The 25,152-nt window shown below is 65.8% G+C and carries 25 protein-coding genes; 15 read left to right on the top strand and 10 right to left on the bottom strand.

Translation table 11 applies throughout. The features are described 5' to 3' along the window. The first annotated feature begins 8 nt into the window (after positions 1 to 8). The 6 genes from ASE30_RS23390 to ASE30_RS23365 all read left to right on the top strand — a co-directional run bounded on the left by ASE30_RS23390 (position 9) and on the right by ASE30_RS23365 (position 8,094). Positions 9 to 1,430 (top strand): basic amino acid/polyamine antiporter, encoded by a 1,422-nt coding sequence (locus tag ASE30_RS23390; RefSeq protein ID WP_057286682.1) that lies wholly within the window; start codon positions 9 to 11, stop codon positions 1,428 to 1,430. Between the two features lie 16 nt (positions 1,431 to 1,446). Further along, on the top strand, positions 1,447 to 2,688 hold the full coding sequence (gene arcA, locus ASE30_RS23385; protein ID WP_057286681.1) for an arginine deiminase: 1,242 nt from the start codon (positions 1,447 to 1,449) through the stop codon (positions 2,686 to 2,688). Positions 2,689 to 2,784: 96 nt separating this feature from the next. After that, positions 2,785 to 4,209 carry a basic amino acid/polyamine antiporter gene (locus ASE30_RS23380; RefSeq protein WP_082601726.1) on the top strand — a complete coding sequence of 475 codons (1,425 nt, stop codon included), beginning with the start codon at positions 2,785 to 2,787 and terminating at the stop codon, positions 4,207 to 4,209. Between the two features lie 32 nt (positions 4,210 to 4,241). Then, a complete protein-coding gene (locus tag ASE30_RS23375) occupies positions 4,242 to 6,062 on the top strand; it encodes an SLC13 family permease (RefSeq protein ID WP_057286679.1) in 1,821 nt (606 codons plus the stop codon). A gap of 33 nt (positions 6,063 to 6,095) precedes the next feature. Continuing rightward, positions 6,096 to 7,502: an amidohydrolase family protein gene (locus tag ASE30_RS23370; RefSeq protein WP_082601702.1), complete on the top strand. Its 1,407-nt coding sequence runs from the start codon at positions 6,096 to 6,098 to the stop codon at positions 7,500 to 7,502. Positions 7,503 to 7,629: 127 nt separating this feature from the next. Next, positions 7,630 to 8,094, top strand: a complete 465-nt coding sequence (locus ASE30_RS23365) for a carboxymuconolactone decarboxylase family protein (RefSeq protein ID WP_057286678.1) — start codon at positions 7,630 to 7,632, stop codon at positions 8,092 to 8,094. A gap of 31 nt (positions 8,095 to 8,125) precedes the next feature. Here ASE30_RS23365 and ASE30_RS23360 read toward each other — a convergent pair whose 3' ends face one another. Genes ASE30_RS23360 through ASE30_RS29295 form a run of 3 tightly spaced genes read right to left on the bottom strand, consistent with a single transcriptional unit; the run spans position 8,126 to position 9,961 of the window. Then, entirely contained in the window at positions 8,126 to 9,139 is a 1,014-nt protein-coding gene (locus ASE30_RS23360) for a DUF4105 domain-containing protein (RefSeq protein WP_057286677.1), read from the bottom strand. 40 nt (positions 9,140 to 9,179) lie between these two features. Continuing rightward, positions 9,180 to 9,797 (bottom strand): YiiX family permuted papain-like enzyme, encoded by a 618-nt coding sequence (locus ASE30_RS23355; protein WP_057286676.1) that lies wholly within the window; start codon positions 9,795 to 9,797, stop codon positions 9,180 to 9,182. Next, positions 9,794 to 9,961: a hypothetical protein gene (locus tag ASE30_RS29295; protein WP_200964469.1), complete on the bottom strand. Its 168-nt coding sequence runs from the start codon at positions 9,959 to 9,961 to the stop codon at positions 9,794 to 9,796. The genes ASE30_RS23355 and ASE30_RS29295 overlap by 4 nt, the downstream gene beginning before the upstream one ends. Positions 9,962 to 10,320: 359 nt before the next feature. On the opposite strand from ASE30_RS29295, the gene ASE30_RS23350 reads away from it, so the two are divergent. Then, on the top strand, positions 10,321 to 10,515 hold the full coding sequence (locus ASE30_RS23350) for a hypothetical protein (protein ID WP_057286675.1): 195 nt from the start codon (positions 10,321 to 10,323) through the stop codon (positions 10,513 to 10,515). Between the two features lie 122 nt (positions 10,516 to 10,637). After that, the gene (locus ASE30_RS23345; RefSeq protein WP_057286674.1) at positions 10,638 to 11,270 is read left to right on the top strand and encodes an FMN-binding negative transcriptional regulator; all 633 of its coding nucleotides are present in this window, start codon (positions 10,638 to 10,640) and stop codon (positions 11,268 to 11,270) included. Positions 11,271 to 11,283: 13 nt separating this feature from the next. On the opposite strand, the gene ASE30_RS23340 is transcribed toward ASE30_RS23345, so the two are convergent. Further along, complete coding sequence (locus ASE30_RS23340; RefSeq protein ID WP_057286673.1) at positions 11,284 to 12,543, bottom strand: MFS transporter; 1,260 nt, start codon at positions 12,541 to 12,543, stop codon at positions 11,284 to 11,286. Positions 12,544 to 12,628: 85 nt separating this feature from the next. Between ASE30_RS23340 and ASE30_RS23335 the strand changes: the two genes are divergently transcribed. The 3 genes from ASE30_RS23335 to ASE30_RS23325 all read left to right on the top strand — a co-directional run bounded on the left by ASE30_RS23335 (position 12,629) and on the right by ASE30_RS23325 (position 14,681). Further along, complete coding sequence (locus ASE30_RS23335) at positions 12,629 to 13,375, top strand: helix-turn-helix transcriptional regulator (RefSeq protein WP_057286672.1); 747 nt, start codon at positions 12,629 to 12,631, stop codon at positions 13,373 to 13,375. 143 nt (positions 13,376 to 13,518) lie between these two features. Then, positions 13,519 to 14,175, top strand: coding sequence for a hypothetical protein (locus ASE30_RS23330; RefSeq protein WP_057286671.1), 657 nt, complete (start codon positions 13,519 to 13,521; stop codon positions 14,173 to 14,175). A 230-nt stretch (positions 14,176 to 14,405) separates the two neighbouring features. After that, entirely contained in the window at positions 14,406 to 14,681 is a 276-nt protein-coding gene (locus ASE30_RS23325) for a hypothetical protein (protein WP_082601725.1), read from the top strand. 7 nt (positions 14,682 to 14,688) lie between these two features. Here ASE30_RS23325 and ASE30_RS23320 read toward each other — a convergent pair whose 3' ends face one another. From ASE30_RS23320 to ASE30_RS23310, 3 genes are all read right to left on the bottom strand, one after another. Further along, positions 14,689 to 15,453 (bottom strand): DUF1828 domain-containing protein, encoded by a 765-nt coding sequence (locus ASE30_RS23320; protein ID WP_057286669.1) that lies wholly within the window; start codon positions 15,451 to 15,453, stop codon positions 14,689 to 14,691. Further along, positions 15,450 to 15,986: a hypothetical protein gene (locus ASE30_RS23315; RefSeq protein ID WP_057286668.1), complete on the bottom strand. Its 537-nt coding sequence runs from the start codon at positions 15,984 to 15,986 to the stop codon at positions 15,450 to 15,452. Before ASE30_RS23315 ends, ASE30_RS23320 begins: the two co-directional genes overlap by 4 nt. A 211-nt stretch (positions 15,987 to 16,197) precedes the next feature. Then, the gene (locus tag ASE30_RS23310; protein ID WP_057286667.1) at positions 16,198 to 17,049 is read right to left on the bottom strand and encodes a neutral zinc metallopeptidase; all 852 of its coding nucleotides are present in this window, start codon (positions 17,047 to 17,049) and stop codon (positions 16,198 to 16,200) included. Positions 17,050 to 17,133: 84 nt separating this feature from the next. On the opposite strand from ASE30_RS23310, the gene ASE30_RS23305 reads away from it, so the two are divergent. The 4 genes from ASE30_RS23305 to bamC all read left to right on the top strand — a co-directional run bounded on the left by ASE30_RS23305 (position 17,134) and on the right by bamC (position 20,612). Next, positions 17,134 to 17,760: an L-threonylcarbamoyladenylate synthase gene (locus ASE30_RS23305; RefSeq protein ID WP_057286666.1), complete on the top strand. Its 627-nt coding sequence runs from the start codon at positions 17,134 to 17,136 to the stop codon at positions 17,758 to 17,760. Positions 17,761 to 17,829: 69 nt separating this feature from the next. Beyond that, on the top strand, positions 17,830 to 18,477 hold the full coding sequence (locus ASE30_RS23300) for a site-2 protease family protein (protein ID WP_057286665.1): 648 nt from the start codon (positions 17,830 to 17,832) through the stop codon (positions 18,475 to 18,477). An 87-nt stretch (positions 18,478 to 18,564) separates the two neighbouring features. Further along, the gene (gene dapA, locus ASE30_RS23295; RefSeq protein WP_057286664.1) at positions 18,565 to 19,470 is read left to right on the top strand and encodes a 4-hydroxy-tetrahydrodipicolinate synthase; all 906 of its coding nucleotides are present in this window, start codon (positions 18,565 to 18,567) and stop codon (positions 19,468 to 19,470) included. 17 nt (positions 19,471 to 19,487) lie between these two features. After that, positions 19,488 to 20,612 carry an outer membrane protein assembly factor BamC gene (gene bamC, locus ASE30_RS23290; RefSeq protein ID WP_057286663.1) on the top strand — a complete coding sequence of 375 codons (1,125 nt, stop codon included), beginning with the start codon at positions 19,488 to 19,490 and terminating at the stop codon, positions 20,610 to 20,612. A gap of 154 nt (positions 20,613 to 20,766) precedes the next feature. Here the strand turns inward: bamC and ASE30_RS28665 are convergent, their stop codons facing one another. The 3 genes from ASE30_RS28665 to mutS form a co-directional block, all read right to left on the bottom strand. Next, positions 20,767 to 20,988: an endopeptidase gene (locus ASE30_RS28665; protein WP_082601701.1), complete on the bottom strand. Its 222-nt coding sequence runs from the start codon at positions 20,986 to 20,988 to the stop codon at positions 20,767 to 20,769. A gap of 217 nt (positions 20,989 to 21,205) precedes the next feature. Further along, complete coding sequence (locus tag ASE30_RS23280; protein ID WP_057286662.1) at positions 21,206 to 22,399, bottom strand: cupin domain-containing protein; 1,194 nt, start codon at positions 22,397 to 22,399, stop codon at positions 21,206 to 21,208. Further along, positions 22,396 to 25,050 carry a DNA mismatch repair protein MutS gene (mutS, locus tag ASE30_RS23275; RefSeq protein ID WP_082601700.1) on the bottom strand — a complete coding sequence of 885 codons (2,655 nt, stop codon included), beginning with the start codon at positions 25,048 to 25,050 and terminating at the stop codon, positions 22,396 to 22,398. Before mutS ends, ASE30_RS23280 begins: the two co-directional genes overlap by 4 nt. Between the last annotated feature and the right edge of the window lie 102 nt (positions 25,051 to 25,152).

Here is a 25,152-nt window from a genome sequence, read left to right as displayed (position 1 = left end):
GGTGCATGATGGAAAGCAGTACTCCCAAGAAGCTAGGATTGCTTGCCTTGACCGGCATGGTGGTGGGTTCGATGATCGGCGCCGGGATCTTCTCCCTGCCCAGAACCTTTGGCGGCGCGACCGGCGTGGTTGGCGCCGTGATCGCGTGGATCATTGCCGGCGCGGGCATGTACACGCTGGCGCGGGTATTCCAGTCGCTGGCCGAACGCAAGCCCGAACTTGACGCGGGCGTGTTCGCCTACGCCAAGGCGGGCTTCGGCGATTATCTGGGCTTTCTGTCGGCGTTCGGCTACTGGATCGGAAGCTGCATCGGCAACGTGTCGTACTGGGTGCTGATCAAGTCCACGCTGGGCGCCTTCTTTCCGATCTTCGGAGACGGCAACACGGTGATCGCGATCGCGACGGCCTCGGTGGGGATCTGGCTGTTCCACTTCATGATCCTGCGCGGCGTGCAGCAGGCGGCGTTCATCAACGCCGTGGTGACGGTGGCCAAGATCATCCCGATCGTGGTCTTCATCATCGTGCTGGCCATCGCCTTCAAGCTCGATCTGTTTCGCGTCAACTTCTGGGGCGACCGCAGCGGCTACAGCCTCTTCGAGCAGGTGCGGCTGACCATGCTGGTGACCGTCTTCGTCTTTCTCGGCATCGAGGGCGCCAGCGTCTATTCCCGGTTCGCCACCAAGCGATCGCACGTGGGGGTGGCCACGCTGATCGGGTTTGTCACCGCGCTGTGCCTGATGGTGCTGGTCACGCTGCTGCCCTACGCGGTCATGGAACAGGGAGACATCGCCGGGCTGCGCCAGCCGTCCATGGCCGGGGTGCTGGAATCGGTGGTGGGGCCCTGGGGCGCCGTGTTCGTCAGCGCGGGGCTCATCATTTCGGTGCTGGGCGCCTATCTGGCCTGGTCGCTGATCTGCGCCGAGGTGATGCATGCGGCCTCGAAGAACGAAGACATGCCGCGCGCGTTCGCCCGCGAGAACAAGAACGGCGTGCCCGTCGTGGCGCTGTGGGTGACCAACATCATCGTGCAGCTCTTCGTCATCAGCACGTATTGGTCGCGCGACGCGTTCGCCCTGATGCTCAGCCTGACCAGCGCGATGTCGCTGATTCCGTACTTCCTGGTCGCCGCGTTCGGATTCATGCTGGCCAAGCGCGGAGAGACCTATATCGACGGCAAGGACCGCAACCGCGATCTGATACTGGCCGCCATCGCGGCCCTGTACACCGCCTTCATGATCTTCGCCGGAGGCCTGAAGTTCGTATTGCTGTCGGCACTGTTGTACGCGCCTGGGACGGTCCTGTATTTCTGGGCTCGGCGCGAGCAAGGCAGATCGCTCTTCAAAGGGTGGGAGTTGATCGTTTTCATCGTGGCGTGCATCGGATGCCTGGCCGCTATCGTCGGCCTGGTCTACGGCTGGATCGCCATTTAACGTCTGGGAGCTAGTCATGGCTGATACCGAAGAATTTGGAGTCCATTCAGAAGTCGGGCAACTGCGCACCGTGATGGTATGCGCGCCGGGCCGGGCCCACGAGAGATTGACCCCATCCAATTGCGACGCGCTGCTGTTTGACGACGTCATGTGGGTGGACAACGCCAAGCGGGACCATTTCGACTTCATCACCAAGATGCGCGACCGCGGCGTCGACGTCATCGAAATGCATAACCTTCTGGCCGAAACGGTCGAGATTCCTGAAGCGCGGAAGTGGATTCTCGACAACCAGGTCGTGGCCAACCAGGTGGGCCTGGGGTTGATCGACGAGATCCGCAGCTACCTGGACGGGCTGCCGGCGCGCAAGCTGGCGGAAACGCTGATCGGGGGACTGTCCACCGAGGAGTTCCCGGAATCCATCGGCGGCGAACAGCTGATGCTCATCAAGGAAGCGGCCGGCGTTACCGAATACCTGCTGCCGCCCGTTCCCAACACGCTGTACACGCGCGACACCACTTGCTGGATCTACGGCGGCGTCACGCTCAATCCGTTGTACTGGCCCGCGCGTCATGAAGAGACGATTCTGACTTCGTCGATCTACAAGTTCCATCCGCGTTTTGCCGGCAAGGTGAACGTGTGGTGGGGCGACCCGACGGCCGACCACGGGCTGGCCACGCTTGAAGGCGGCGACGTCATGCCGATCGGTAACCGCACGGTGATGATAGGCATGAGCGAACGCACCTCGCGCCAGGCCATCAGCCAGCTCGCGGCCGCCCTGTTCGCGAAGAACGCGGTGGACCGGGTGATCGTCGCGGCCATGCCCAAGCTGCGCGCCGCCATGCATCTGGACACGGTGCTGACGTTCGCGGACCGCGACTGCGTGCTGATGTACCCGGACATCGTCAACAACATCCAGGCCTTTTCCTACCGTCCGGGCAAAGGTCCGGGCCAATTGGAGCTGCACAAGGACAAGGGGTCGCTGGTGGAGGTGATCGGCGAGGCCCTGGGGGTCAAGAAGATGCGCGTCGTCGAGACCGGCGGCAATGCCTACCTGCGGGAGCGTACGCAGTGGGATAGCGGCGCCAACCTGGTTGCGATTTCGCCGGGGGTCGTGCTTGCCTATGACCGCAACGTGTACACGAACACGCTGCTGCGCAAGGCGGGCATCGAGGTCATCACCTTCGTCGGCGCGGAACTGGGGCGCGGCCGGGGCGGCGGCCACTGCATGACCTGCCCCATTTCCCGGGACCCCGCCTAGGGCGGACAGGCGTGCCGCGGGCGGAACCCGGCGGGCGGGTTCCCGCTCCGGCCGAAGCATGGGTAAGCGGAGATTGCTCAGGAGGCGATCGTGAGCGTGGAAACTGCCAAACTTTCTCGCATGGCGCTGGCCGCCATGGTGGTGGGTTCGATGGTGGGGGCGGGGATATTCTCCCTGCCCAGCATCTTCGCGCGCAATACCGGGCCCATCGGCGGACTGGTCGCCTGGACCATCGCCGGCACCGGCATGCTGACGCTGGCGATGGTCTTCCAATTCCTGTCGCGCCGGCGTCCTGATCTGGACGCCGGCATTTTCGCCTATGCCAAGGCCGGCTTCGGACGCTACATCGGGTTTCTGGCAGCCCTGGGTTATTGGACGGCCGCCTGCCTGGGAAATGTCAGCTATTTCGTTGTGTTCAAGGCGACGCTGGGCGCCGTGTTTCCCTTCTTTGGCGATGGCGACACGGTTCCGGCCGTGCTGGTGTCGTCCGTCTTGCTATGGTCCACGCATTTCGCGATCTTGCGCGGAATACGCCAGGCCACCGGCATGAACACGGTGGTGACGATCGCCAAGATCGTCCCCATCGTCATTTTCATCATCGTCGCGGGCCTTGCCGTGGACCTGGACGTGCTGCGCCAGAACATCCTGGAAGGGCAGAACGCGCAGGGCATGGGAACGCTGGCGGAGCAGGTCCGCAACACCATGCTGGTCACCGTGTTTGTGTTCCTGGGCGTGGAGGGCGCGAGCGTGTATTCGCGCTATGCCAAGCGCAGGGATGACGTCGCGGTCGCCACGGTGCTCGGCTTTCTGCTGGTGCTGACCTTGCTGGTGCTGGTGACGATGCTCTCCTATGGGGTCCTGCCGCGCGCGGAACTGGCGGCGCTGCGCAACCCGTCGCTGTCCGGCGTGCTGAGATCGATCGTCGGCCCGTGGGGCGGCATACTGGTCAGCGTGGGGCTGATGGTGTCGGTGGCGGGCGCCTACCTGGCCTGGATCCTGCTGGCCGCCGAAGTCTTGCGGGCAGCGGCGCATGCGGCCATCATGCCCGCGTTCCTGGGCCGCGAGAATCGCCACGGCGTGCCGGCGGCCGCCTTGTGGCTCAGCAACGGCATCGTGCAGGGGTTCCTGATCGTCACGCTTTTCACTGAAGATACCTTCGTGCTGATCAAAAACATGGCCAGCTCGATGAGCCTGATTCCGTATTTCTTCGTGGCGGGGTTCGGCCTGATGGTGGCGGTGCGCGGAGACGCCTACAACGGCTGGAGCCGGCGACGGAGCTTCGAACTGGGGCTGGCCGTCGTGGCGACCGTCTATGCGGCCGGACTGGTGTATGCGGGAGGTTTCCGGTACTTCGTGCTCTCGGCGCTGATCTACGCGCCGGGCACGATACTGTTCCTGATTGCGCGGCGCGAACAGCGAGGCAACATCTTCGCGCCGTTCGAATGGCCGATATTGCTGGTCGTGCTGGCGACCAGCGGCGTCGGCGTCTGGGCCGTCAGCACTGGCAACACGGCGTTCTAGGGCGCGGCCATGGTCCCGGGGAATCCGCCACCATGAGCAGCGATCTCGCGATTGTGCTGGCCATTCTGGTCGTGGCCATCGTGCTCTTCGTCGTCGGCCGTCCCCGGTCGGACGCGGTCGCGCTGCTGGTCATGCTGCTGCTGCCCCTGAGCGGCACGATTTCGTACCGCGAGGCGTTGGACGGGTTCTCCAATCCCAACATCATATTGATCGCATGCCTCTTCGTGGTGGGAGAGGGGCTGGTCCGCACCGGCGTCGCGCAGGCCGTGGGCGATCTGCTGCTGCGTCATGGCGGCAAGAGCGAAAACTGGCTGGTCCTGCTGGTGATGGGCGCGGTCGGCCTGATGGGCGCCGTGATGAGCTCCACCGCGGTGGTCGCCATCTTCATACCCATCGTGCTGCGGATCGCCCGGAAGTCCGGCATGGCCAGCCGAAGAATCCTCATGCCCATGGGCGTGGCCGCTTCCATCAGCGGCATGCTGACCCTGGTCGCGACCACGCCCAACCTGGTGCTGAACAGCGCGCTGGGGTACGCCGGCTACACGGGATTCCGGTTCTTCGACTTCACGCCGATAGGCGCGGTCGTGCTGGCCGGCGGCGTCGCCTACATGCTGTTCGCGCGGCGGTTCATCGACGCCGGCCGCAGCCAGACCCGGACCCGCCGGCCCAGCCTGGGAGACTGGGCCGCGAAATACTCGCTGCAAAACAGGGCCTATCGCCTGCGCATCGCCGAACAATCCGACCTGGTCGGGCGCCAGCTTGGAACCTGCGGCGCCGAACTCGGCAAGGCGGCCTGCGTGATTGCGATCGAGCGCAGTTCGCGCTTTGCCCGGGCGGTGATGCGCGCGACCGCGGACGACGTGCTCGAGGCCGGCGACATCCTGCTGCTCGACATGGATGACGAGAGCTTCGACATCGACGATTTCTGCGGCCGGCATCGGCTCAAGCGGCTGCCGGTGGCGGGCCTGTATTTCGCCGATCAGGCCCGGGACGTGGGCATGGTTGAAGTGATCGTTCCGTCGGAATCCCGGCTGGTCGGGGCCAGCGCCCGCGAATCGGTGGTGCTGGAACGGCACGGGCTGTTCGTCGTGGGGCTCTGGCGCGGCAAGAAGGCCGTGCGCAACCTGCCCGAAGCCCGGCTCAGGGTGGGCGACACGCTGCTCGTGGTGGGACCCTGGGCGGGCATTTTTTCGCTGCAGGCGGAGGAGCATGATCTGGTGAGCCTGGCGATGCCGGTCGAGGCCGATTCCCTGGTGCCCGTGCCCAACCGCGCCCTGCATGCGCTGCTGTCCCTGTTCACGGTGATCTTCCTGATGCTGACGGACTGGGTGCCCAATGTGATGGCGGGCCTGATCGGGTGCCTGATGATGGGCCTGTTCGGCTGCGTCACCCTGGATGTGGCGTATCGCTCCATCAACTGGCGCGCCCTGATACTCATTGTGGGGATGCTGCCCTTCGCGCTGGCGCTCGAGCGCAGCGGCGGGGTGGACCTGGCCGCGCAGTTCCTGCTGCATTACTCGGGCGGCTGGGGCATCTATGGCCAGCTCGCGCTGGTGTTCCTGGCCACGGTGAGCCTGGGCATTGTCGTGTCGGGAACGGCCACCGCCGTGCTGATGGGGCCCGTGGCGATCAGCATCGCCGAGAACCTGCATGCCTCGCCGTATGCGTTCGCGATGACGGTCGCCATCGCCTCGTCCGCGGCGTTCATGTCGCCGGTTTCCACGCCGTCGAACGCGCTGGTCAGCGTGGCGGGCGGCTTCGGTTTTTCCGATTACCTGAAACTGGGAACGCCGCTGACCGTCTTTTCCCTGCTTGTCAGCGTGACGCTGATCCCGATTCTGTTTCCGTCCTGAAGCCAGGGCGGGATTTCAACGAAAGGAATGTCCATGTCCATCAGGCCCGGTATCGCATTCGGCGCATGCGCGCTGCTTTTCAGCGCTGCGGCAGCGCTGTCCCATGAACTGCCGGCGGCAGGGCAGGATCCACTTGCCGCGCAGGCCAAGGCCGATCAGGCCAAGGCTGCCGCGGCGTCCAGAATCCTGTTCGAAGACGTGCGCATATTCGACGGCGTGTCGTCAGAGCTGAGTCCGCCGAGCAGCGTGCTCGTGCAGGGCAATATCATCCGCAAAGTCTCGCGCGACAAGATTCCCGCCGACGGCGCAAGAGTCATCAACGGGGGCGGCCGCACCTTGATGCCCGGCCTGATCGACATGCATTGGCACAGCATGTTCGTGGGCGTGCCCGTGGCGGCGGCAATGACCCAGGACGTGGGCTATCTGAACATCGTCGCCGGCACCGAGGCGCGCAAGACGCTGATGCGCGGATTCACCACGGTGCGCGATCTGGGCGGCGCGGTGTTCAGCCTGAAACAGGCGGTGGACCAGGGCGTGATCCCGGGGCCGCGCATCTATCCTTCCGGGGCCATGATCAGCGTGACCAGCGGACATGGCGATTTCCGTTCCATGCAGGACCTGCCTCGCGCGCAGGGCGTGCCGGCATCCAGGCACGATATCGCGGGCGACAGCGCCATCGCCGACAGTCCCGACGAGGTGCGCCTGCGCACACGGGAGCAGCTCATGCATGGCGCCACGCAGATCAAGCTGACCGCGGGCGGGGGCGTGTCGTCGCCCCACAGCCCGCTGGACGTCGTGACCTTCACCGAGCCCGAGGTCAGGGCGGCCGTGGAAGCGGCGACGAACTGGGGCACCTACGTGGCGGTTCACGCCTACACGCCGGCCGCGATCCAGCAGGCGATCAAGGCCGGCGTCCTGTGCATCGAGCACGGTAGCTTGATGGACGAGGAAACCGCGCAGATGATGGGCAAGGCGGGCATCTGGCTCAGCACGCAGCCTTTCCCCGACGCGCTCGCGGATGCATTTCCGAAGGGTTCCGACCAATGGGAGAAAGCCCAGGAGGTCTTCGCCGGCACCGACAGGACATACCAGCTTGCGATCAAATACAAGCTGAAGACCGCGTTCGGCACCGACATCCTGTTTTCGAGCGCGCTGGCCGAACAGCAGGGCAAGATCCTGGCGAGCCTGACCCGGTGGTACACCCCGGCGCAAACGCTGATCATGGCGACCGGCACGAACGCGCAGCTTCTGAAACTGTCCGGCCTGCGCAATCCGTATCGCGGGGAACTGGGCGTGCTGCGGGAAGGCGCGCTTGCCGATCTGCTTCTGGTCGACGGCGATCCGCTGCAGGACATCTCGCTGATTGGCGATCCGGACAAGAACTTCCTGCTGATCATGAAGGACGGGGTCATTTTCAAGGACAAGGCGGCGGCCCCCTGAGGCGCGCCGCGCCCAGCCGTGGCCGGGCGCATCATGTCCTAGTCGTTAACCCGGATCATGGCCCTGTTCGGACGGGACAAGCTGCCGCACCATGGAGGCCGTGAATCAAGCTTATCAAGGAAGCCACATGAACAAGCGTCTCGACTACGCCAAGGCCGCACCTGAAGGATACAAGGCCTTCGGCGGCGTCTACCTGTACCTGAAAAAGTGCAGCCTGCCCGAAGAACTCATCAATCTGGTCTACCTGCGGGTCTCGCAGATCAATGGCTGCGCGTACTGCATCGACATGCACTCGCGCGACCTGCTCAAGCAGGGCTTGACCGTGGACAAGCTCGTCCTTGTGCCCGTCTGGCGCGAAGCGGGGCCGGTATTCGGCGCCCGGGAACGCGCCGCGCTGGCGTGGGCGGAAACGGTCACGCGCGTGGCCGAGACCGGCGTCCCGCAGGACGACTATGCGGCGGCATCGTCCGAATTCAACGAGCTGGAACTCGCCGACCTGACCTACGCGATCGGATTGATGAATGCATTCAATCGCCTGGGCGTCGCGTTCCGTGCGGCGCCCGCCGCGGCGGCGGCGGCCGGGCGGGCGTAATCCGGCAGGCTGCAACGCGGGGGCGTACCGGTCATTTCCCGGGCTCCCGCGCGGGGTCGTCCTGGGCAATACCCGGCACGCCCCGCCTGATGTTGCGCGAGTACTGCGCGCGTTCGTAGGTGGCAAGCGCCCTGTCCGTGTAGCGGCCCAGCCGGCGATATTGTTCCGCGCTGCCCGCGCCCCGCAATGCGTCCAGCTTGTAAAGGTACTCGGGCAGGTAGCCCGACAACAACTGACGGTAATCCAGCGGCAGCCCGGGCACGATGCGCCGCGCCATCTGGAACACGATGGTGGTGCAGTTGGCGGTCAGCGTGTGATAGAAGCGTGGCGCGGCGAGCAGCCGGTTCGCCGTGTCGACATAGGCAAGAAAAAGTTCGCGCGCCGCGCCGGGAGGCATGTGCACGCGATACAGATAGCCGTCTTCTCCGCGTACGTTCGTGCGCACCCGCAGGCTGTCCTCTTCGGTCGAGGCGATCACGCTCAGCTCGTACTGCTTGAAGAAGCCGCCGATCTCCGAAAACCGGTCGCCTTGCTTGCGCCGGATTTCGACCGAGAACACGACGTGGCCGCCGCCGGCGAACCCAAAGGAGACCAGGGCATGCGCGATCGCGGCCCGGCCCCAGTACGAAAGGGCGACATCCACGGAGCGCAGGCCGTCCAGGGCATAGCGGCGGGTTTCCCAGCAAGGCGTGAAGTCGGTGCGGGAGCGCCAATCGAAATTGCGCACATTGTGCAGCGTGACCTCATCGCCGGCGACCTCGCCATGGGTCTGGCGCGAGACCTCGGCGATCCACGGGCGATCGTTCGATGGCCGCACCCGCAGCCACCACGTCACCAGCGCGGCAAGCGCCGCGCCGTGGAGGTACAGGCCCGGCCGCCAGGAATGCCAGACCAGTCCGGCAAGGGCGGCCAACGCGGACAACACCCACGCCAGCACCACCGCGAACTTCCATCCGCGCCCAAGCGGCGCGCGTATCCACAGGGCCAGGGCGCCCCAGGCGGCCACAAGCGTCATCGCAATGCCGGACAGGATGGAAACGGTCATGGCGTTCCTTGCCGAACCGCGACGGCGGCGCCCGCTGCCGTCAGAATGTGCCCACGGTCACAAGCTGGTCCGATTCGTACATGGCGGCCGGAGAGATGATTGGCTCTTCCCAGGGAATGTGCTTGCCGTAGCGTTCCTGCATCTTGGCGCGGACGGCGGGGGATTTCAGGTCGAAGCTCTTGAGCGGGGCCAACGCGCCGACCTTCACGCCCAGGGCGCGCTGGTAGATCTTCCAGACCAGTTCGGAGCAATAGATTTGTTCATCCGACCAGGCAAACACCAGATCGTAGGGCTTGCCCACGTATTCGGCGCCTGTCTGCGCGAGCTGTTCGCGCGCCTGGGGCGTAAGCAGGGAGGTATCGCGCAAACGCTTTGCGACGTAGTGGCCGCGTTCGCCTTGAGCGGCCCACTGGGCGAGCGGCGTGTAGCTGACGCGCGCCGCGGCCTCAAGCACGTAGGGCTGTCCCTGGCGCGTGACGATCATGCCCATGTGACTGTACGGCGAATGCGTGGCCTGCTGGATGGCCAGGCTTTGCGCCGACCGGGACTGCTGGAACACCATGTCGCCCGTCTGGAGGCCGGGCGCCGCGGCCGCGGCCACGGACAGCGAGGACAGCAGCGCCGCGGCGGCGGCGCGTGCCCATGCGGCCAGACTCATGGGCGAACCCGGCTGGCTGCTGGCGTTTCCTTTCTGGCGCGCGGCTTGCGCGCGGGCTTCTTGTCTTCGGGCGGGGCGTCGAACTCTTGTTTGTTGCGCTCACCGCGTGGGGTATTTTCCGGATGGGGTTTGGGAAAAGCCCAGGGCTTCGTTTTCTGATCCATTGCATGTACTCCTTGCACAGGCGGAACAGTAGCATTAGCCGTGGCCGTGGGTAAGTGAGGGTTGACGTCAATATTCATCACATCGTGATATGAAAAGTGAAAAAGCGGCGGTTAGACGCCGCGGCGATCACTATGTTCCCCTTGTTGGTCTACTTGTTGGTCTACTTGTTCAGCCGTTCTCGTGACGGCTGAAATGGTCTGATTTTCACGCGCTGCGCAGCGTCGCTGATCCAGGCATCCGCTCACGCGGCTCGGCATGTTCCGCCCGGTCAGGCCATCGCTCAGGCCATCGGAAAATGCCATCACGCGGCGCGCCGACGGGATTACGATGGAAGGCGTGTGCACACAGGGAGGCAGCCATGGACACTGCCAACGAATGGTATGCCGCCGTCAAGGAATGGCAGCGCGCGCGCGACGAGCTCACCGCAGCGATTGCCGCGATCCAATGGCCCAATCCCACCCTCGGGTGCATGGAAACCTACGACCGGGCGTATGCGCACGAAACTCAGGCGCGCGACCGCATGGACCTGGCGTACAAACGTTCGCGACGATAACGCCTGGGCGGCACGCCGCCGGTGTGTCCTGGTGGCTCTATAAAAGAGAAATCGCATGGCCCTGTTCATGGGGCCACGAGAGCGGTATGTTGTGGTTTTACCCACAAGCTGCTCCCGTCATCATGTATCTGCCGACCGCTTTTCGCGAAGACTCCCTGAAGATTCAGCACGACCTGATCCGCGCCCATCCGCTGGGCGTCGTCATGACCAGCGGGGAGGGCGGGCTGATGGCCAATTACGTCCCCTGTCTGCTCTATCCCGAAGGGCCGCATGGCGTGCTGCGCCTGCACGTGGCCCGCGCCAATCCGCAGCTTGCGGACCTGGCGGCCGGACGCGAATGCCTGGTCGCCTTTCAGGGCGCGCAGGCCTACATCACGCCGTCCTGGTACGCCACCAAGGCGGAAACGCACAAAGTGGTTCCCACCTGGAACTTCGTGGCCGTGCACGTGTGGGGCACGCCCGTGATCCAGGACGATCCCGCCTGGCTGCGGGCCCAGCTCGACGCCTTGACCGAGAGCCAGGAAAAAGCCCGCGCGCAACCCTGGAGCGTGGACGAGGCGCCGGCGGATTTCGTGGCCGCGCAGATGCGCGCCATCGTCGGGGTGGAAATTCCCATCGCCCGCATCGAGGGCAAGTGGAAGGTCAGCCAGAACCGGCCGGCGGCGGACCGGCAGGGCGTGGCCGAAGGCCTGGCCAACGAACGCGGCGACGCGGTCATGGCCAGCCTGGTGGCGCGCCGGGGCGGGCTGGGCTGACACACCGCGCGGCTCAGCCGGCTTCGGCCGCGCGCGGCGAGCGCGCGGCCTGCGCGCCGCGTCCGGCGGCAAAGCAGACGATGGCGGCCGCTTGCAGTGCCGCCGCCACCGCCAGAAACCCCGCCAGCGACATCCCCGATGCCTGCAGCAGCGCCCGCAGAATGCCGAAAAAAGCCGGCGCGAACGCATAGGCGCCCTGCGATAGCGCGACGATCAGCGGCACGACGCGCGCGGCGTCTTCGCGCGCGAATTCCGTTTGTGCGATCAGGGGCGGCAGCGACGTCGCGTTGCCGATGCCCGACCCGAACAGGATCACGCCGGCCCACACGGCCCAGGCGTGATCGGGGCCCAGCATCAACACGAGCGAGCCGCAGATCTGGATGGCATAAGCCAGGCAGGCGACCTTGCGGCGGTCCGCGCCGGCGGGCATCAGCCACCCCACCAGCGTCCGGCCCGCGATGGCGCTGGCCGTTGCCAGGCCCATCGCAAGTCCGGCCGTCTGCGCGCCCAGCAGCGGCGCCAGCAGCGACAGCAAATGCGCGATCAGGCCGATCTGCGCGAACAGCCCCAGCGCCATGCCCGCGGCCAGCGTGACAAACGCGCGGTCGCGCCACAGATTGCCGACTCGCGCGGGTGGCGCGGCGGGTGCGGACACCGGCGCGTCCGCCGTGTCGCCATCGGGCGCCTGGCCCAACTGCTGCGGCGTGACCGAGAACACGTTGCGCGAGAGCACCGCGATCACCGCCACCATGATCAGCCCCACCCACCACGCCGCCTGCGCGAAGCCGGCCTGTGCGATCAGGAACACCCATAGCGGCGAGAACACGATGCCGCCCACGCTGGCGCCGTTGTAGGCCAGCCCCAGGGCGGCCGGCCGCCGCCGCACGAACCACGGCGCGATCAGCGCATTCACGGCCGCCGCGCCCATGGCCACCCAGCCCATGCCGCTGAGCAGGGCCGCGCCATAGAGTTGCCATGGCGCCCGCGCCAAGGCCCAGCCGGCCACGCCCAGCGCCAACAGCACCGCGCCGGCCGTGGTTGCGCGCGGCGCGCCGACGCGCCGGTACAGGCGCGGCAGATTCGCGACGACCACCGTGCCCGCCAGAAAGTGCAGCGTGACGGCGCCGGACACCAGCGCCACGCTCCAGCCGGTTCGCTGCACCACGGCATGCAGGAATACTGGCGGGCCGTAGAAGCCCACGCCCCAGCCAAAGATGGCAAGGACGAAGGTGGCGTAAAGGACTTTCCAGCCAAAGAAGGAGGGGGAGGGCATGAGCGTGCGGCGGAGCCGCTGTCTAGTCTAGGTGACTCGCAGTATGCTTAGAACCTGCATACAACACTTCGGTCATTGTCGAATCATGGAATCCGAGTCCGCCGACGTCAATCTGTCCGCCGTGGCGGGAGCCATCGCCGACCCCGCCCGCGCGCGCATGCTGTGCGTGCTGCTGGATGGGCGCGCCCGCACCGCCACCGAACTGGCCGCGGCCGCCGACATCGGCGCGTCCACGGCCAGCAGCCATTTCCAGCGCCTGCGCGAGCAGGGCCTGGTCGAGATGGCCGTGCAAGGCAAGCACCGCTACTACCGTTTGGCCAACGGCGAGGTCGGACACGCGCTGGAGGCCCTGCTGGTGGTCGCTGGCGCCGAACGCGCGCCCTTCAAGCCCAGTACGCCATCCGCGCTGCGCGAAGCCCGCACCTGCTACGACCATATGGCGGGCACGCTGGCCGTGCGCATTCATGACGCCATGCTGGCCCGCCAGTGGCTCGTGGCCGACGGACGCGACTATGTCCTGACGCCGCTGGGCGAGGCGTCTCTGGCGCAGGCGGGCGTGGATGTCGCGCAAGCCCGCCAGCGCCGGCGCCGATTCGCCTGCGCTTGCCTGGACTGGAGCGAGCGCCGCTCGCACCTGGGCGGCGCGCTGGGCGCGGCGTTGCTGGATGCGCTGGAGCAGCGCGGCTGGATCTGCAGGGACCTGGACTCGCGGGCCCTGAGCGTCACGCGCAAGGGCGAACGGCAGTTTCCCGCCTTCTTCGGCCCCGCCGTCGACGAGGCCGCCGCGCATGAGACGGGCGCGACCCAACAAGGCCGGCATGCCGCGGCCTAGCCTTCCCTTGACCGCTATCCCGCGCGCCCGATTCGCCGTCGGGCGACGGCCATGCACACATTCGTCACTGCCGCGAATGCGGCTTTTTTTTCGTCTTCCGGTCCCTCGCGGACCCTATCTTCAGCCCTGTACAGGAGGTGGCCTTGCCTACGCTGGCCCTGCACGCGTTCCGTCATGTCATGCAGATCGTGACGGAATTGCGCATCGACGTGAATCATTCCCCCCGCGAGGTGGGCAAGGAACTCGATGCCATCCACAACCGTATGAACCGTTCTTTGGACCGCTTGCATGGATTGCCGGAGGTCAAGACCGACATCCCCGGCATCGTGCTTCGATACCGCGAAGCCGACGGCGAGTATTACGTGTATGTGGTGGATGCGCGGCGCGGGCGGCTGGCCGGCTACACCGTGTTCAACCGGCTCATCGAGGTCGGCCGGCGGGCGGATCCCTACGTGCGCGCGCCCCATTCCAAGTACGCGGAGCCTTACCAGGGCATGGGCCTGGCCACCGCGGTGTATCGATGGGGGCTGGACGCCGGGCTGTGCATCATCAGCGGCGCACGCCAGTCGGCCGGGGCGCACCGCTTGTGGATGCGGCTGGCCCGCGACTATGAGCTGGGTTATGTGGGCGTGCGGCGCAAGCAACTGAGCTACCTGGGCACCTCGGTGCGCCCGGGCGTGCTGGAAGACCTGCACACCCGCATGATCCTGCTGGGCAAGGGCTGGTCGCTGGGAGATTACATGCGGGCAACTGGCATGAATCGGTCCGAAGATGCGCTTTCGCAACAGCCCCTAGGGTAATCCCCGTGAAACTGATGATGGGCCGCGTTGCGCGCTGTCCATCATCTGCCCGCAAGCCGCGTCCACCTTGCCTATCCGCCGGATGGTGGATTCCCTTCTCAATATTTGAGAAACGGGGACGCAGGTCCGCCTTGCGCAACAGTGTTTCTATTTTCTGCTTGAGTTACAAAACATATCTGAACTGTCATGGAATGCCGGGTATGCTCGTCAGCAGAAAGAGGACTTCCGAAGTGCATCAGAACAACTTGGTCTACAAGGGATACCGCCTGACGGCAAAGGTGTCCCGGGGCGCCGGCGCTGTTGATGTTCAAGCGCCGCCCAGCGGCCCCGTATTTATCGCGTCGGTGATGGTGGTTCAGGCTGGCGCCGTTCTCGAAGGCGGCGACGAATACCCGGTTCCACAGTTCGCCGGAGGCGGCTTCGTCTACAGTCCGCGCGAAGCGGTGCATGCAGCCATCCTGCATGGCCGCGAGATCGTCGACGGCCTGACGAACATGCCTTCCTGACGCGTTCCTAGACGGAAAAGACTTCTCGCCAGTCGCGGGTCTTGGCCAGCGTCTGCACGGTGGCGGACTGCTCCAGAATCGTCACGGCCTTCTTGAATTCCTCGGCCGATGCGCCGTCTTCCAGGATGACCATGCGCGAGTTGCGCGCGTCCGCCATCTTCACGTCCGACATCTTGCCGTGGGTCTGGTAGACCTGCGTCCAGTCCATTTTCTTGCCGGCTTTCAGGGCGATCGGTTCGATGTAGGTCAATGCGGTGCTGCCCGCCGCGCGCACCGCGAATGCAAAGTCCGCCGTATGGCCGCTGCTGCCCTTCGCGCGGGCGCCCTTGACCATCCGGTTCACGCCCACGCCTTCGGCCAGCGCGCGTCCCACCTGGGCGCGGAACCGGAGCTGGCTGAACCGCGGCATCCATTTGGCGCACTGGAACGACAGCGCCATCGCCAGCTTCACGGCATCCCACAAGGCTTCCTGCAATTGCTCGTTCGGGCCCGACGCGACGATGGCGCCTGCCCGGTCGAAGTGCGCCAGGCTGACGCCCGGCGTTTCATTCAGGATATCGATGCGCTTGGCCGCCAGGTCGATGCCGTAGCTGGACGCGTGCATCGCGGTCTCACAGGCGTCGGTCAGGTAGAACGTCGCGTCGTCCGGGTGCGCGATGAAGAAGGCGGCGTGCTGGCCATCCAGGCCCAGCGTCATGGGCGCCACGGCGCGGATGGCGTGTTCGCCCGCCGGCAGGACGGTCCAGCCGGAGGCTTCCAGGAAATTGCTCATAGGATCAGTTCGATTTGGCGGCCTTTGAGGGGATGCGCGAAACCGCCAGCGAGCGTCAGATTCGCCCGCGGCAGGAAATACTGCATCAGCGCGCCGATAGTGTGCAGGGCGGGCACGACAGGCTCGGCGTAGCCCTCGCCTTCGTCCACCCAGATATGTTCATGACTGCGGTCCGCGAGCGGCTTGCGGAACTGCGGCCGGCCCGCGCCCACCAGGCTGGTATGAAAGGAATCGTCCGTGTCCACGCCGAACACGCGGTGCGGCCCCACGAAGAGGCTGGCGCAAAACGCTTCCGTCAGGAAGATGGTGGCCTGGCCGTGCACGGCGGTGCGCGCGCCGCGGTAGATGGTGCGGAAAATCACGTCTTCGCGGACTTCGCCCTTGACCCGGCAGGCACTGGTGAACTCCATCCATTGGCTGGCGCCCGCGGCGGGCTTCGGAGCCCAGAGGATCGGTTTTACGGTTTCCTTGGGTTCGGCAAGGATCTCTTGCACCTCATCAACGGTGATTAACGGTTCGAACTTGTTGGCCATGGAAACTGATTTAGGGTCTTGGAAGTGCGCGCCAGAAAAACTTGCGCTCTTGCATGCGCTGCGCCGCCCGCTGCCCGGCGGACGGGGCAAGGGCGCGCAACACGGCGAGGGGGCGTAATCTTACAAGATGAAGACGGTCCGGCTCTTTTGGCTGTATGTATATACAGTCAACAAGGCTGGCTGCCGGGGTGCCTGGCAGCGCTTGGCCGCATTACAGCGAACTGGCCGCGAAGGTGTCGCATTGCTTGAGGCTGCCGCCCTCCAGGCCGCGCTTGAACCACCGCACGCGTTGGGCCGAGGTGCCGTGCGTGAATGCATCGGGCACCACATAGCCCTGGCTTTGCTTTTGCAGGCGGTCGTCGCCGATGGCCGTGGCGGCGGCCAGCGCTTCTTCGACGTCGCCGCCCTCGAGGATGTTGCGCGCCGCGTCGGCGCGTTGCGCCCACAGGCCGGCAAAGCAGTCGGCCTGCAGTTCCATGCGCACGGACAGCGCATTCGCCTGCGAGGGATTGCGGCGGCGCAGGCTGTCGACCTGCTCGGAAATGCCCAGCAGATGCTGCACGTGATGACCGACTTCATGGGCGATCACGTAGGCCTGCGCGAAGTCGCCGGGCGCCTTGAAGCGGTTCTGCAGTTCGTCGAAGAAAGCCAGGTCGATATACACCTTGCTGTCGCCGGGGCAGTAGAACGGCCCCATGGCGGCCTGGCCGGTGCCGCAGGCGGTGGGCGTGGCGCCGCGGAACAGCACCAGCTTGGGCGCCACGTACTGGCGGTTCAGCTCTTTCTGGAAAATGGCGGACCAGACGTCTTCGGTTTCGCCCAGCACCTTCGACACGAAGATGGCCTGGGGGTCATTGGCGGGCGGGCGCGTGGCGGGCTCTTCCTGCTGCGTGGCGGGGCCTTCCGCCATCTGCAGGACCACGTTGGGATCGACACCAAAATACATGGCGACCAAGGCAAGTACTATCGTACCGATCCCGATGGTGCCGCGTCCGCCGATCCGCGGGCCCCTGGAGCGGCGGTCTTCAACATTGTCGCTTTCGCGCGAGTCATCGAGGCGCATACTGTTTCTCCGGGCGGTTCGGCGTCACCGCCATTTTGCATCGCCGCTCGCCTGAGCGGCCTTCAAGAATGTTAGGATAATCCCATGGCCTTGTATTTCTCCATTCATCCTGCAAATCCGCAACCCCGCCTGCTGAAGCAGGCCGCCCAATGGCTTAACGACGGGGGGCTGGTCGCTGTGCCCACCGACTCCAGTTATGCCGTGGTCGCCCGCCTCGACGACAAGAACGCCGCCGACGGGCTGCGCCGGTTGCGCGGGCTGGACGAACGCCACCATCTCACGCTGCTGTGCCGCGACCTGGCCGAAATCGGCCACTTCGCGCGCGTCGACAACAAACAGTACCGCTTGCTGAAGGCCGCAACGCCGGGGCCCTGGACCTTCATTCTTGAAGCCACCAAGGAAGTCCCGCGCCGCGTCTCGCATCCTTCCCGCAAGACCATCGGCATCCGCGTGCCGGATCACGCCGTCATGCTGGGCCTGCTGGAGCAGGTGGGGGCGCCGCTGCTCTCCACGACGCTCATTCCCAAGGACGAATCCGAAGCGCTGAACGACGCCGAAGACATCCGCGAACGGTACGACCACGACCTGGCGGCCATCATCGACGCGGGCGCCTGCCCGCAATCGCCGACCACCGTGATCGACCTCACCGGCGACGATCCGGTCGTGGTGCGCGTCGGGCGCGGCGACCCTGCCACGCTAGGACTTGTCTGATCCTGCCCGCCGCCTTGCCTTGCGTGCCGGCGCTTGCCGGCACGCGGCTCATCTACAATCCGGTTCGCCATGAATGACATCATCCAAACCATTGCGGTCTACGCGATACCGGTTATCTTCGCCATCACGCTGCACGAGGCCGCGCACGGTTTCGTCGCGCGCATGCTCGGCGACCCCACCGCCTACCAGGCCGGGCGCGTAAGCCTGAATCCGGCGCGGCACATCGATCCGGTCGGCACGCTGCTGGTGCCGGTCGCGATTCTGCTGGCCTCCAAGCTGCTGGGCAGCCCGGGCATGCTGTTCGGCTGGGCCAAGCCCGTGCCGGTGGACTTCGGCCGCCTGCGCCGTCCCAAGAAGGACATGCTGTGGGTGGCGCTGGCCGGCCCCGCGGCCAACCTGTTCATGGCGATCCTGTGGGCGCTGTCGCTGCGCCTGTTCATGGAAACCGGCCTGCAGGAGAGCTTCTGGTTTGAAATGGCGATGGCCGGCGTGAACGTCAATCTTGTATTGATGGCGCTGAACCTGCTGCCCATCCTGCCCCTGGACGGGGGCCGCATTCTGTTCAGCCTGCTGCCCAACCGGCTGGCCTGGCAGTATTCGAAAATAGAGCCATATGGCCTGGTGATCGTCGTCATCCTGCTGGTCACCGACGTGCTATGGCTTTTGATGCGTCCGGTACTGGGGCTGGGAACGACAATCGTTCAGTGGTTTCTGTAAGATTTCAGCCAATATCCGTTAAACTCAGCGGTTTCATTGATTCTGGCCCTGGGGCATCCCGCCGCGGGGTTTTGGAGCCCTACATTTATGGCATCCCCTGCATCCGCCGCAGGCGTTAATTTCCAGGGCAGCATGGTGGCCCTGGTCACCCCAATGCAGCCCGACGGCAGCCTTGACTACGCTGCCTACCGGTCGTTGATCGACTGGCACGTCCAGGAAGGAACCGACGCACTTGTGGTGGTGGGTACCACCGGGGAGTCGCCCACGGTCTCCATGGAAGAACACGCGGAACTGATCCGCGTCGCGGTCGAGCACGCAGCGGGCCGCATCCCGGTCATCGCCGGCGTGGGCGCCAATTCCACCGACGAAGCCATCCACCTGACGCGCCACGCCAAGGCAGTGGGCGCGCAGGCTGGCCTGTCGGTCGTTCCTTACTACAACAAGCCCTCGCAAGAGGGCTTGTACCGTCACTTCCGCACCATCGCGGAAGCCGTCGATCTGCCCACCATCCTGTACAACGTGCCTGGCCGCACCGTCGCCGACATGAGCAACGAAACGGTCCTGCGCCTGGCGCAGGTGCCGGGCATCGTCGGCATCAAGGACGCCACCGGCGACATCGCTCGCGGCGGCCTGCTGTTGCGTGAAGCGCCCGCCAGCTTTCAGGTCTTCAGCGGCGATGATCCCACCGCCGCCGCCCTGATCCTGCTGGGCGCGCGCGGCAATATTTCCGTCACGGCCAATGTGGCGCCCAAGCTCATGCGCGAGCTCTGTGCGGCCGCCCTGGCTGGCAACGTGCCCAAGGTTCGTGAACTTAACGCGTTCCTGGCGCGTCTGAACAAGGCTTTGTTCGTTGAAGCCAATCCCATCCCCGTCAAGTGGGCTCTGGCCGAAATGGGCCGCAGCGCACTGGGCTACCGGCTCCCGCTGGTCGAACTGGGGGCGCAGCATCATGCAACGGTGCGCGGCGCGCTCCAGGAAACGGGTCTGCTCTAAATATCGTGAGGATACGTATGAACAAGCGTCATGCCGGTTTGTCGGCATTGATGTCCCTGGTGTTGTTGGCGGGCTGCTCCGACCTCAACGAATTCCTGGGCAATGAAGAATCCGTCAACTACAAGAGCGCCGTCACCCAGCGTGGAGAGCCTCTGAGCATCCCGCCGGATCTGACCCAGGCGAACAGCGATCCGCGCTACCGCGCGCCCGCTTCGGGCTCGACGACGTACTCGCAGTTCCAGCAGCAGGGCCAGGCTCAGGCCACCGCTCCGAAGACCAGCAATGTGCTTCCGGGCCGCCAGGACATGCGCGTCGAGCGCGACGGTGATCTGCGCTGGCTGGTCATCGACCGTCCGCCCGAAGACGTGTTCCCGCGCCTGGTCGACTTCTGGACCGAAAACGGCTTTACCGTCGCCAGCAACAATCCCTCGGCTGGCCTGATCGAAACGGACTGGGCCGAAAACCGCGCCAAGATCCCGGAAAGCTGGCTGCGCCAAGCGCTGGGCGCGGTGCTGGAATCGGCGTGGGATAGCGGCGAGCGCGAGAAATTCCGCACCCGCGTCGAACGCGTCAACGGCCACACCGAAGTCTATGTCAGCCATCGTCAGATGCTCGAAAAGCGCGTGGGCGCCGATGGCGGCCAGGTGCAGTGGCAGAACGGCAAGGAAGATCCGGGCCTGAACGCCGCCATGCTGGCCCGCATGATGGTCTATCTGGGTTCCGACGTCGACAACGCCCGCAAGCTGGTGCAGCAGGCTGAAGCCTCGCCGCAAAAGCCTGCCGTGCAGCAGGACGTCCGCGCACAAGGCGCATCGCTCATCGTCAGCGAATCCTTCGACCGCGCATGGCGCCGCGTTGGCGTGGCGCTCGATGGCGGCGGTTTCGCCGTCGAAGACCGCGACCGTTCGGCCGGCGACTACTTCGTGCGCTACGTGGATACCGACACGGGCGAGAAGATCGACCAGCCGGGCTTCTTCAGCCGCATGTTCTCGGGCGACAAGAAGGCTCAGGCGCCGCAATACCGCATCCACCTGGTCGCCAGCGGCGAACAGACCACGGTGACGGTGCTGGACGCCAATGGCGCGCCCGACAGCAGTGCAACCGCCCAGCGCCTGCTGAGCGTGCTGAAGGACAAGATGTAGGCACGAAGGCCCGTTCGCGGGCTTTCTGGCTCCAAACGGAGCCCAATGAAAAAGGCCCTTGCGGGCCTTTTTCGCTGTTGATTCCACCGTGCGTAAAAAAACCCTGGCATGCCAGGGTTTTTTGTCTTCAGAGCGGGGGTTCGTGCCTGAAGATTTACGACGCGGGCGTTGTCGATCCGCCCGGGGTGGTCGAACCGCCGCCAGGGGTAGTGCCCGGCGTGGGCGCCGGCGCGGGGGAGGTGGCCGGGGGCGTGGTGGTCGGTGCAGGCGTGGTGGCGCCCGGGGTGGTCGCGGGCGCCGGGGCATCTTCCTTCTTGTTGCAAGCGCTGAGCGCGACGGCCAGCACCGAGGCAATAATCAAGGTTTTGCTCATCATTATTTGGACTCCTATAGATGACGACTCTTGAAACCCGTTAGGGGAAACCAGAATTCAGGCTACAGGAAGGTCCGGCACGATCGCGTATGAAAGTTATAGAGGTAGCATCCCAACGGCAACAAACCTTTCAGCTTCGTGTTATGTCTTTCTTGATGTGACGAAGCTTACAGACCTGATTTCTTTCTGTGCAACACAGATACGCCAGGGTTTCCAGATACTACGCGGGCAGATAGCGGATCCAGCCTGAATCCAGCCAGTCGGCCAGGCACGAGCGCGCGTCTTCCGAGAGCCGTGCGCAGGAGGCATCCGCACAGTCGAGGCTGCGTGCATCGGCCAGCAGCTTCAGGGCGGCCTCCGCGGGCACCATGGCGGTCTCGCCATTGATGAAAAGCTGCTTGCCGCGATACAGCATCCGGCTGCGGCGATCCAGCACCAGACGGCCGCCCGCGGGCCAGTCTTCTTCCAGGTCCACGTCCATGCCCTCGGGCGCATCGAACACGCTGAGGTTGCTGGGTTCGGTCAGCCAGCAGCCCAGGAAGCGCGCGGCCAGTGCATCGTCGAAGCGCAGTTTCTCGACGGTTTCCAGGGTGGCGGCGACCAGGCCGTCGGGTAACGCCGCTGGGGTGTTCACGGGAGGCTGTGCGGGGTCGCGATAGACCGCGGACAGCTTCGGGCCGGGCAGCGCCGGCTCGCCGTAGGGGCCGCCCAGCAGTCCGACGCGGGCCATGACCTGATCGGCCGCCGCTTCCAGCAGGCCACGCGCCAGCGTGGCCTGGGTCGGCGCGCGAAAACCGATGGAGATCGTCATGCAGCCATCGCCGACCGCGATACCGTCATGGGCGGCCTGCGGCGGCAGGTAGAGCATGTCGCCCGGCGCCAGCACAGCCTTTTCTTCCGGCTGGAAATTGCTCAGGATTTTCAGCGGCAGTCCAGGCTCCAGGGACAGATCCTTCTGGCGGCCGTAGCGCCATTCCCGTTCGCCCGCGGCTTGCAGCAGGAACACATCGTAGCTGTCGAAATGGGGGCCCACGCCGCCGCCATGGCTGGCCACGCTGATCATCACGTCGTCCAGCCGGGCATCGGGGATGAAGCGGAACAGGCCCATCAGTTCAGAGGCGGCGTCGCTATGCAGGTCCACGCTTTGCACCAGCAGGGTCCAGTCGCCTTCGTTGTCCTTGGGCAGGCGCGCGAACGGGCCGTTCTCCATTTGCCATTCGCCGTTCTCGCGCCAGATCAGGCGTGACTCGACGTCGTCGCGGCGCGCCAGCTTCTTGATGGCGGCGATGGTGACCGGCGGCTTGAAGGCCGGGATGGCCTGGCGGATCAGCAGCGGCTTCTTTTGCCAATAGCGGCGCATGAAGTCGTTGGGGCTCTGGTTGCCCAGCAGCGGCAAGGGGTGGTCGAGGTTCATTGGAGGTGCTTCTTCAGGCGGTAGAGGGCGTCCAGCGCTTCGCGCGGAGTGAGGCTGTCGGGGTCGATGCCGGCGAGTTCGTCGCGCAGGGTGTCCAGCGCCTCGAGGGCGTCCGAGCGCTCGGCCTGGGCATAGGCCTGCGCGTCGGCTTCGGCTGCCGCCGAGAACAGGCCGAGCTGAGGCGTGGGCGCGCCCTGGGCTTCCAGGCGTTCCAGTTCGCGCGTGGCCTGGCGAATGACGGCGGCGGGCACGCCGGCGCGCTGCGCTACCTGGATCCCGTAGCTGCGGCTGGCGGGACCTTCGCGCACTTCGTGCAGAAAGACGATGCCGCCCGCCGATTCGGCGGCGGCCAGGTGGACGTTGGCCGCCGCGGGTTGCTCGGCCGGCAGGCGGGTCAGTTCGAAGTAGTGGGTGGCGAACAGCGTCAGCGCGCGGTTGTGCGCCAGCAGCCGGCAGGCGATGGCCCAGGCCAGCGCCAGGCCGTCGTAGGTGGACGTGCCGCGGCCGATTTCGTCCATCAGGACCAGGCTGTTGGGCGTGCTGGCCGACAGGATGGCGGCGGCCTCCGTCATTTCCATCATGAAGGTCGAGCGCCCGCCCGCCAGGTCATCGGCGGCGCCGATGCGGGTGAAGATGCGGTCGATCTTGCCGATGCGCGCACGCGACGCCGGCACGAAGCTGCCGATGCGGGCCAGCAGCACGATCAGCGCCACCTGGCGCATGAAGGTCGATTTACCGCCCATGTTCGGGCCCGTGATCAGCAGCATGCGGCGCGCCGGGTCCAGGCGGCAGCCATTGGGGGTGAAGCGTTCGATCGCGTGTTCAACCACCGGATGGCGGCCGGCCTCGATGTCGATGTCGGCCTGCTCGGACAGCTCGGGCGCGATCCAGTCGTGGCGCCGCGCATGGTCCGCCAGCGCGGCCAGCACATCCAGTTCCGCCAGCGCCGCGGCGCAGTCGGACAAGGGGCGGACATGTTCGGCCAGTACGTCCAGCAACTGCTCGAACAGCCATTTTTCGCGGGCAAGCGAGCGGTCCTGGGCCGACAGCACCTTGTCTTCCCAGGTCTTGAGTTCAGGCGTGATGTAGCGTTCGGCGTTCTTGAGTGTCTGGCGGCGGCGGTAGTCTTCCGGCACCTTGGCGGTCTGGCCCTTGGTGACTTCGATGTAGAAGCCATGCACGCGGTTGAATTCCACGCGCAGATTGCTGATGCCGGTGCGCTCGCGTTCGCGTGCTTCCAGTTGGACCAGGAAATCGCCGCCGTCGGCCGCCAGTCCGCGCAGTTCATCCAGTTCCGCATCGAAGCCCGGCGCCAGCACGCCGCCGTCGCGGATGGCCACGGCGGGCTCCGCCGCGATGGCGCGGACCAGCAGGGCGGCCAGCGCGGGATCCACCGACAGGTGAGAAATCAGCTTGCCCAGCCAGGGCGAATCCGCCATCGGTTCGAGCAGGTCGCGTAGCGCGGGCAGGGATTCCAGCGCGTCGCGCAGGCTGGCCAGTTCGCGCGGGCGCACTGAACGCAGCGCCAGGCGCGCCGCGATGCGTTCGATGTCGGGGAAAGCGTTCAGCGCGGTGCGCAGGGCTTCCAGCAGGCCCGCCGAGCCGAAGGTCTGTTCCACGTCCATGCGGCCCGCCAGCAGCGCCGAGATGGCCTGCTGGCGCCCCAGCGCCTGTTCGTTTTCGCGCAAGGGGTGGTGCAGCCAGCGGCGCAGCAGGCGGCTGCCCATGGGAGTGCGGCAGCCGTCCAGCAGCGAAAACAATGTCGGCGAGTCTTCGCCCGACAGCGTCTGCGTCAATTCCAGGTTGCGGCGGGTCACGGGGTCCAGCAGCACATATTGGCCGGGGCGTTCCGCCGACAGGCTCTGCACGTGGGCCAGGGCCTGCGATTGCGTACGCGCGGCGTAGCGCAGCAGGGCACCGGCCGCGCAGATGCCGGCGGGCATGTCTTCGATATCGAAGCCGGCCAGCGTATCCGTCTTGAAATGCGCCAGCAGGTGCGCGCGCGCGCCGTCGCTTTCGAAGTGCCAGTCTGGTACGCGGGAGCGGGCGCCTTCGAACGGAAAGCCGAATTCCGCGCTGTCGGCGCAGACGATCTCTGCCGGCGCGATGCGGTGCAGTTCGGATTCGAGCTGAGCGGGCGCGCACTCCGTGACATGGAACTCGCCGCTGGCCAGATTCAGCCAGGCCAGCCCGGCGCGCGGGGCGCGTGCGTTGCCCCCGACGAACACCGCGGCCAGGGCGCGGTCCGCCTTGGCGGGCAACAGCGCGTCGTCCGTGAGCGTGCCCGGCGTGACGATGCGCACGATACGGCGTTCGACCGGCCCCTTGGACGCGGCCGGATCGCCGATCTGTTCGCAGATCGCGATGGACTCGCCCATGGCCACCAGGCGCGCCAGGTACTGTTCCATGGCGTGGACAGGCAGGCCCGCCATCGGGATCGGGATGCCGTTGGACGAGCCGCGTTTGGTCAGCGTCAGGTTGAGCAGGCGCGCGCCACGCTCGGCGTCTTCGTAGAACATCTCATAGAAGTCGCCCATGCGGTAAAAGAGCAGCAAGGGGCCGGCCTCCGCCTTCAGGCGGAGGTATTGCTGCATCATGGGGGTGTGGCCCGCAAGGGCGTCGGCGGCGGTGTTTTGTATTGCTGAATTCATGCCCGTGATTGTATCGGGGCGGAATGGGGACTGCGGCGCCGGGGCGGATGGATTTCGCGCTTGTTTGTTTTTTTTGCGATCCGCGCCAGAAAAACGCGCGCG

The organism is Achromobacter sp. Root83, from assembly GCF_001428845.1.
GTDB lineage: Bacteria > Pseudomonadota > Gammaproteobacteria > Burkholderiales > Burkholderiaceae_B > Achromobacter.
The sequence above is the reverse complement of the archived record's forward strand: the minus strand, read 5'-3'. Positions and strand labels throughout refer to the sequence as shown.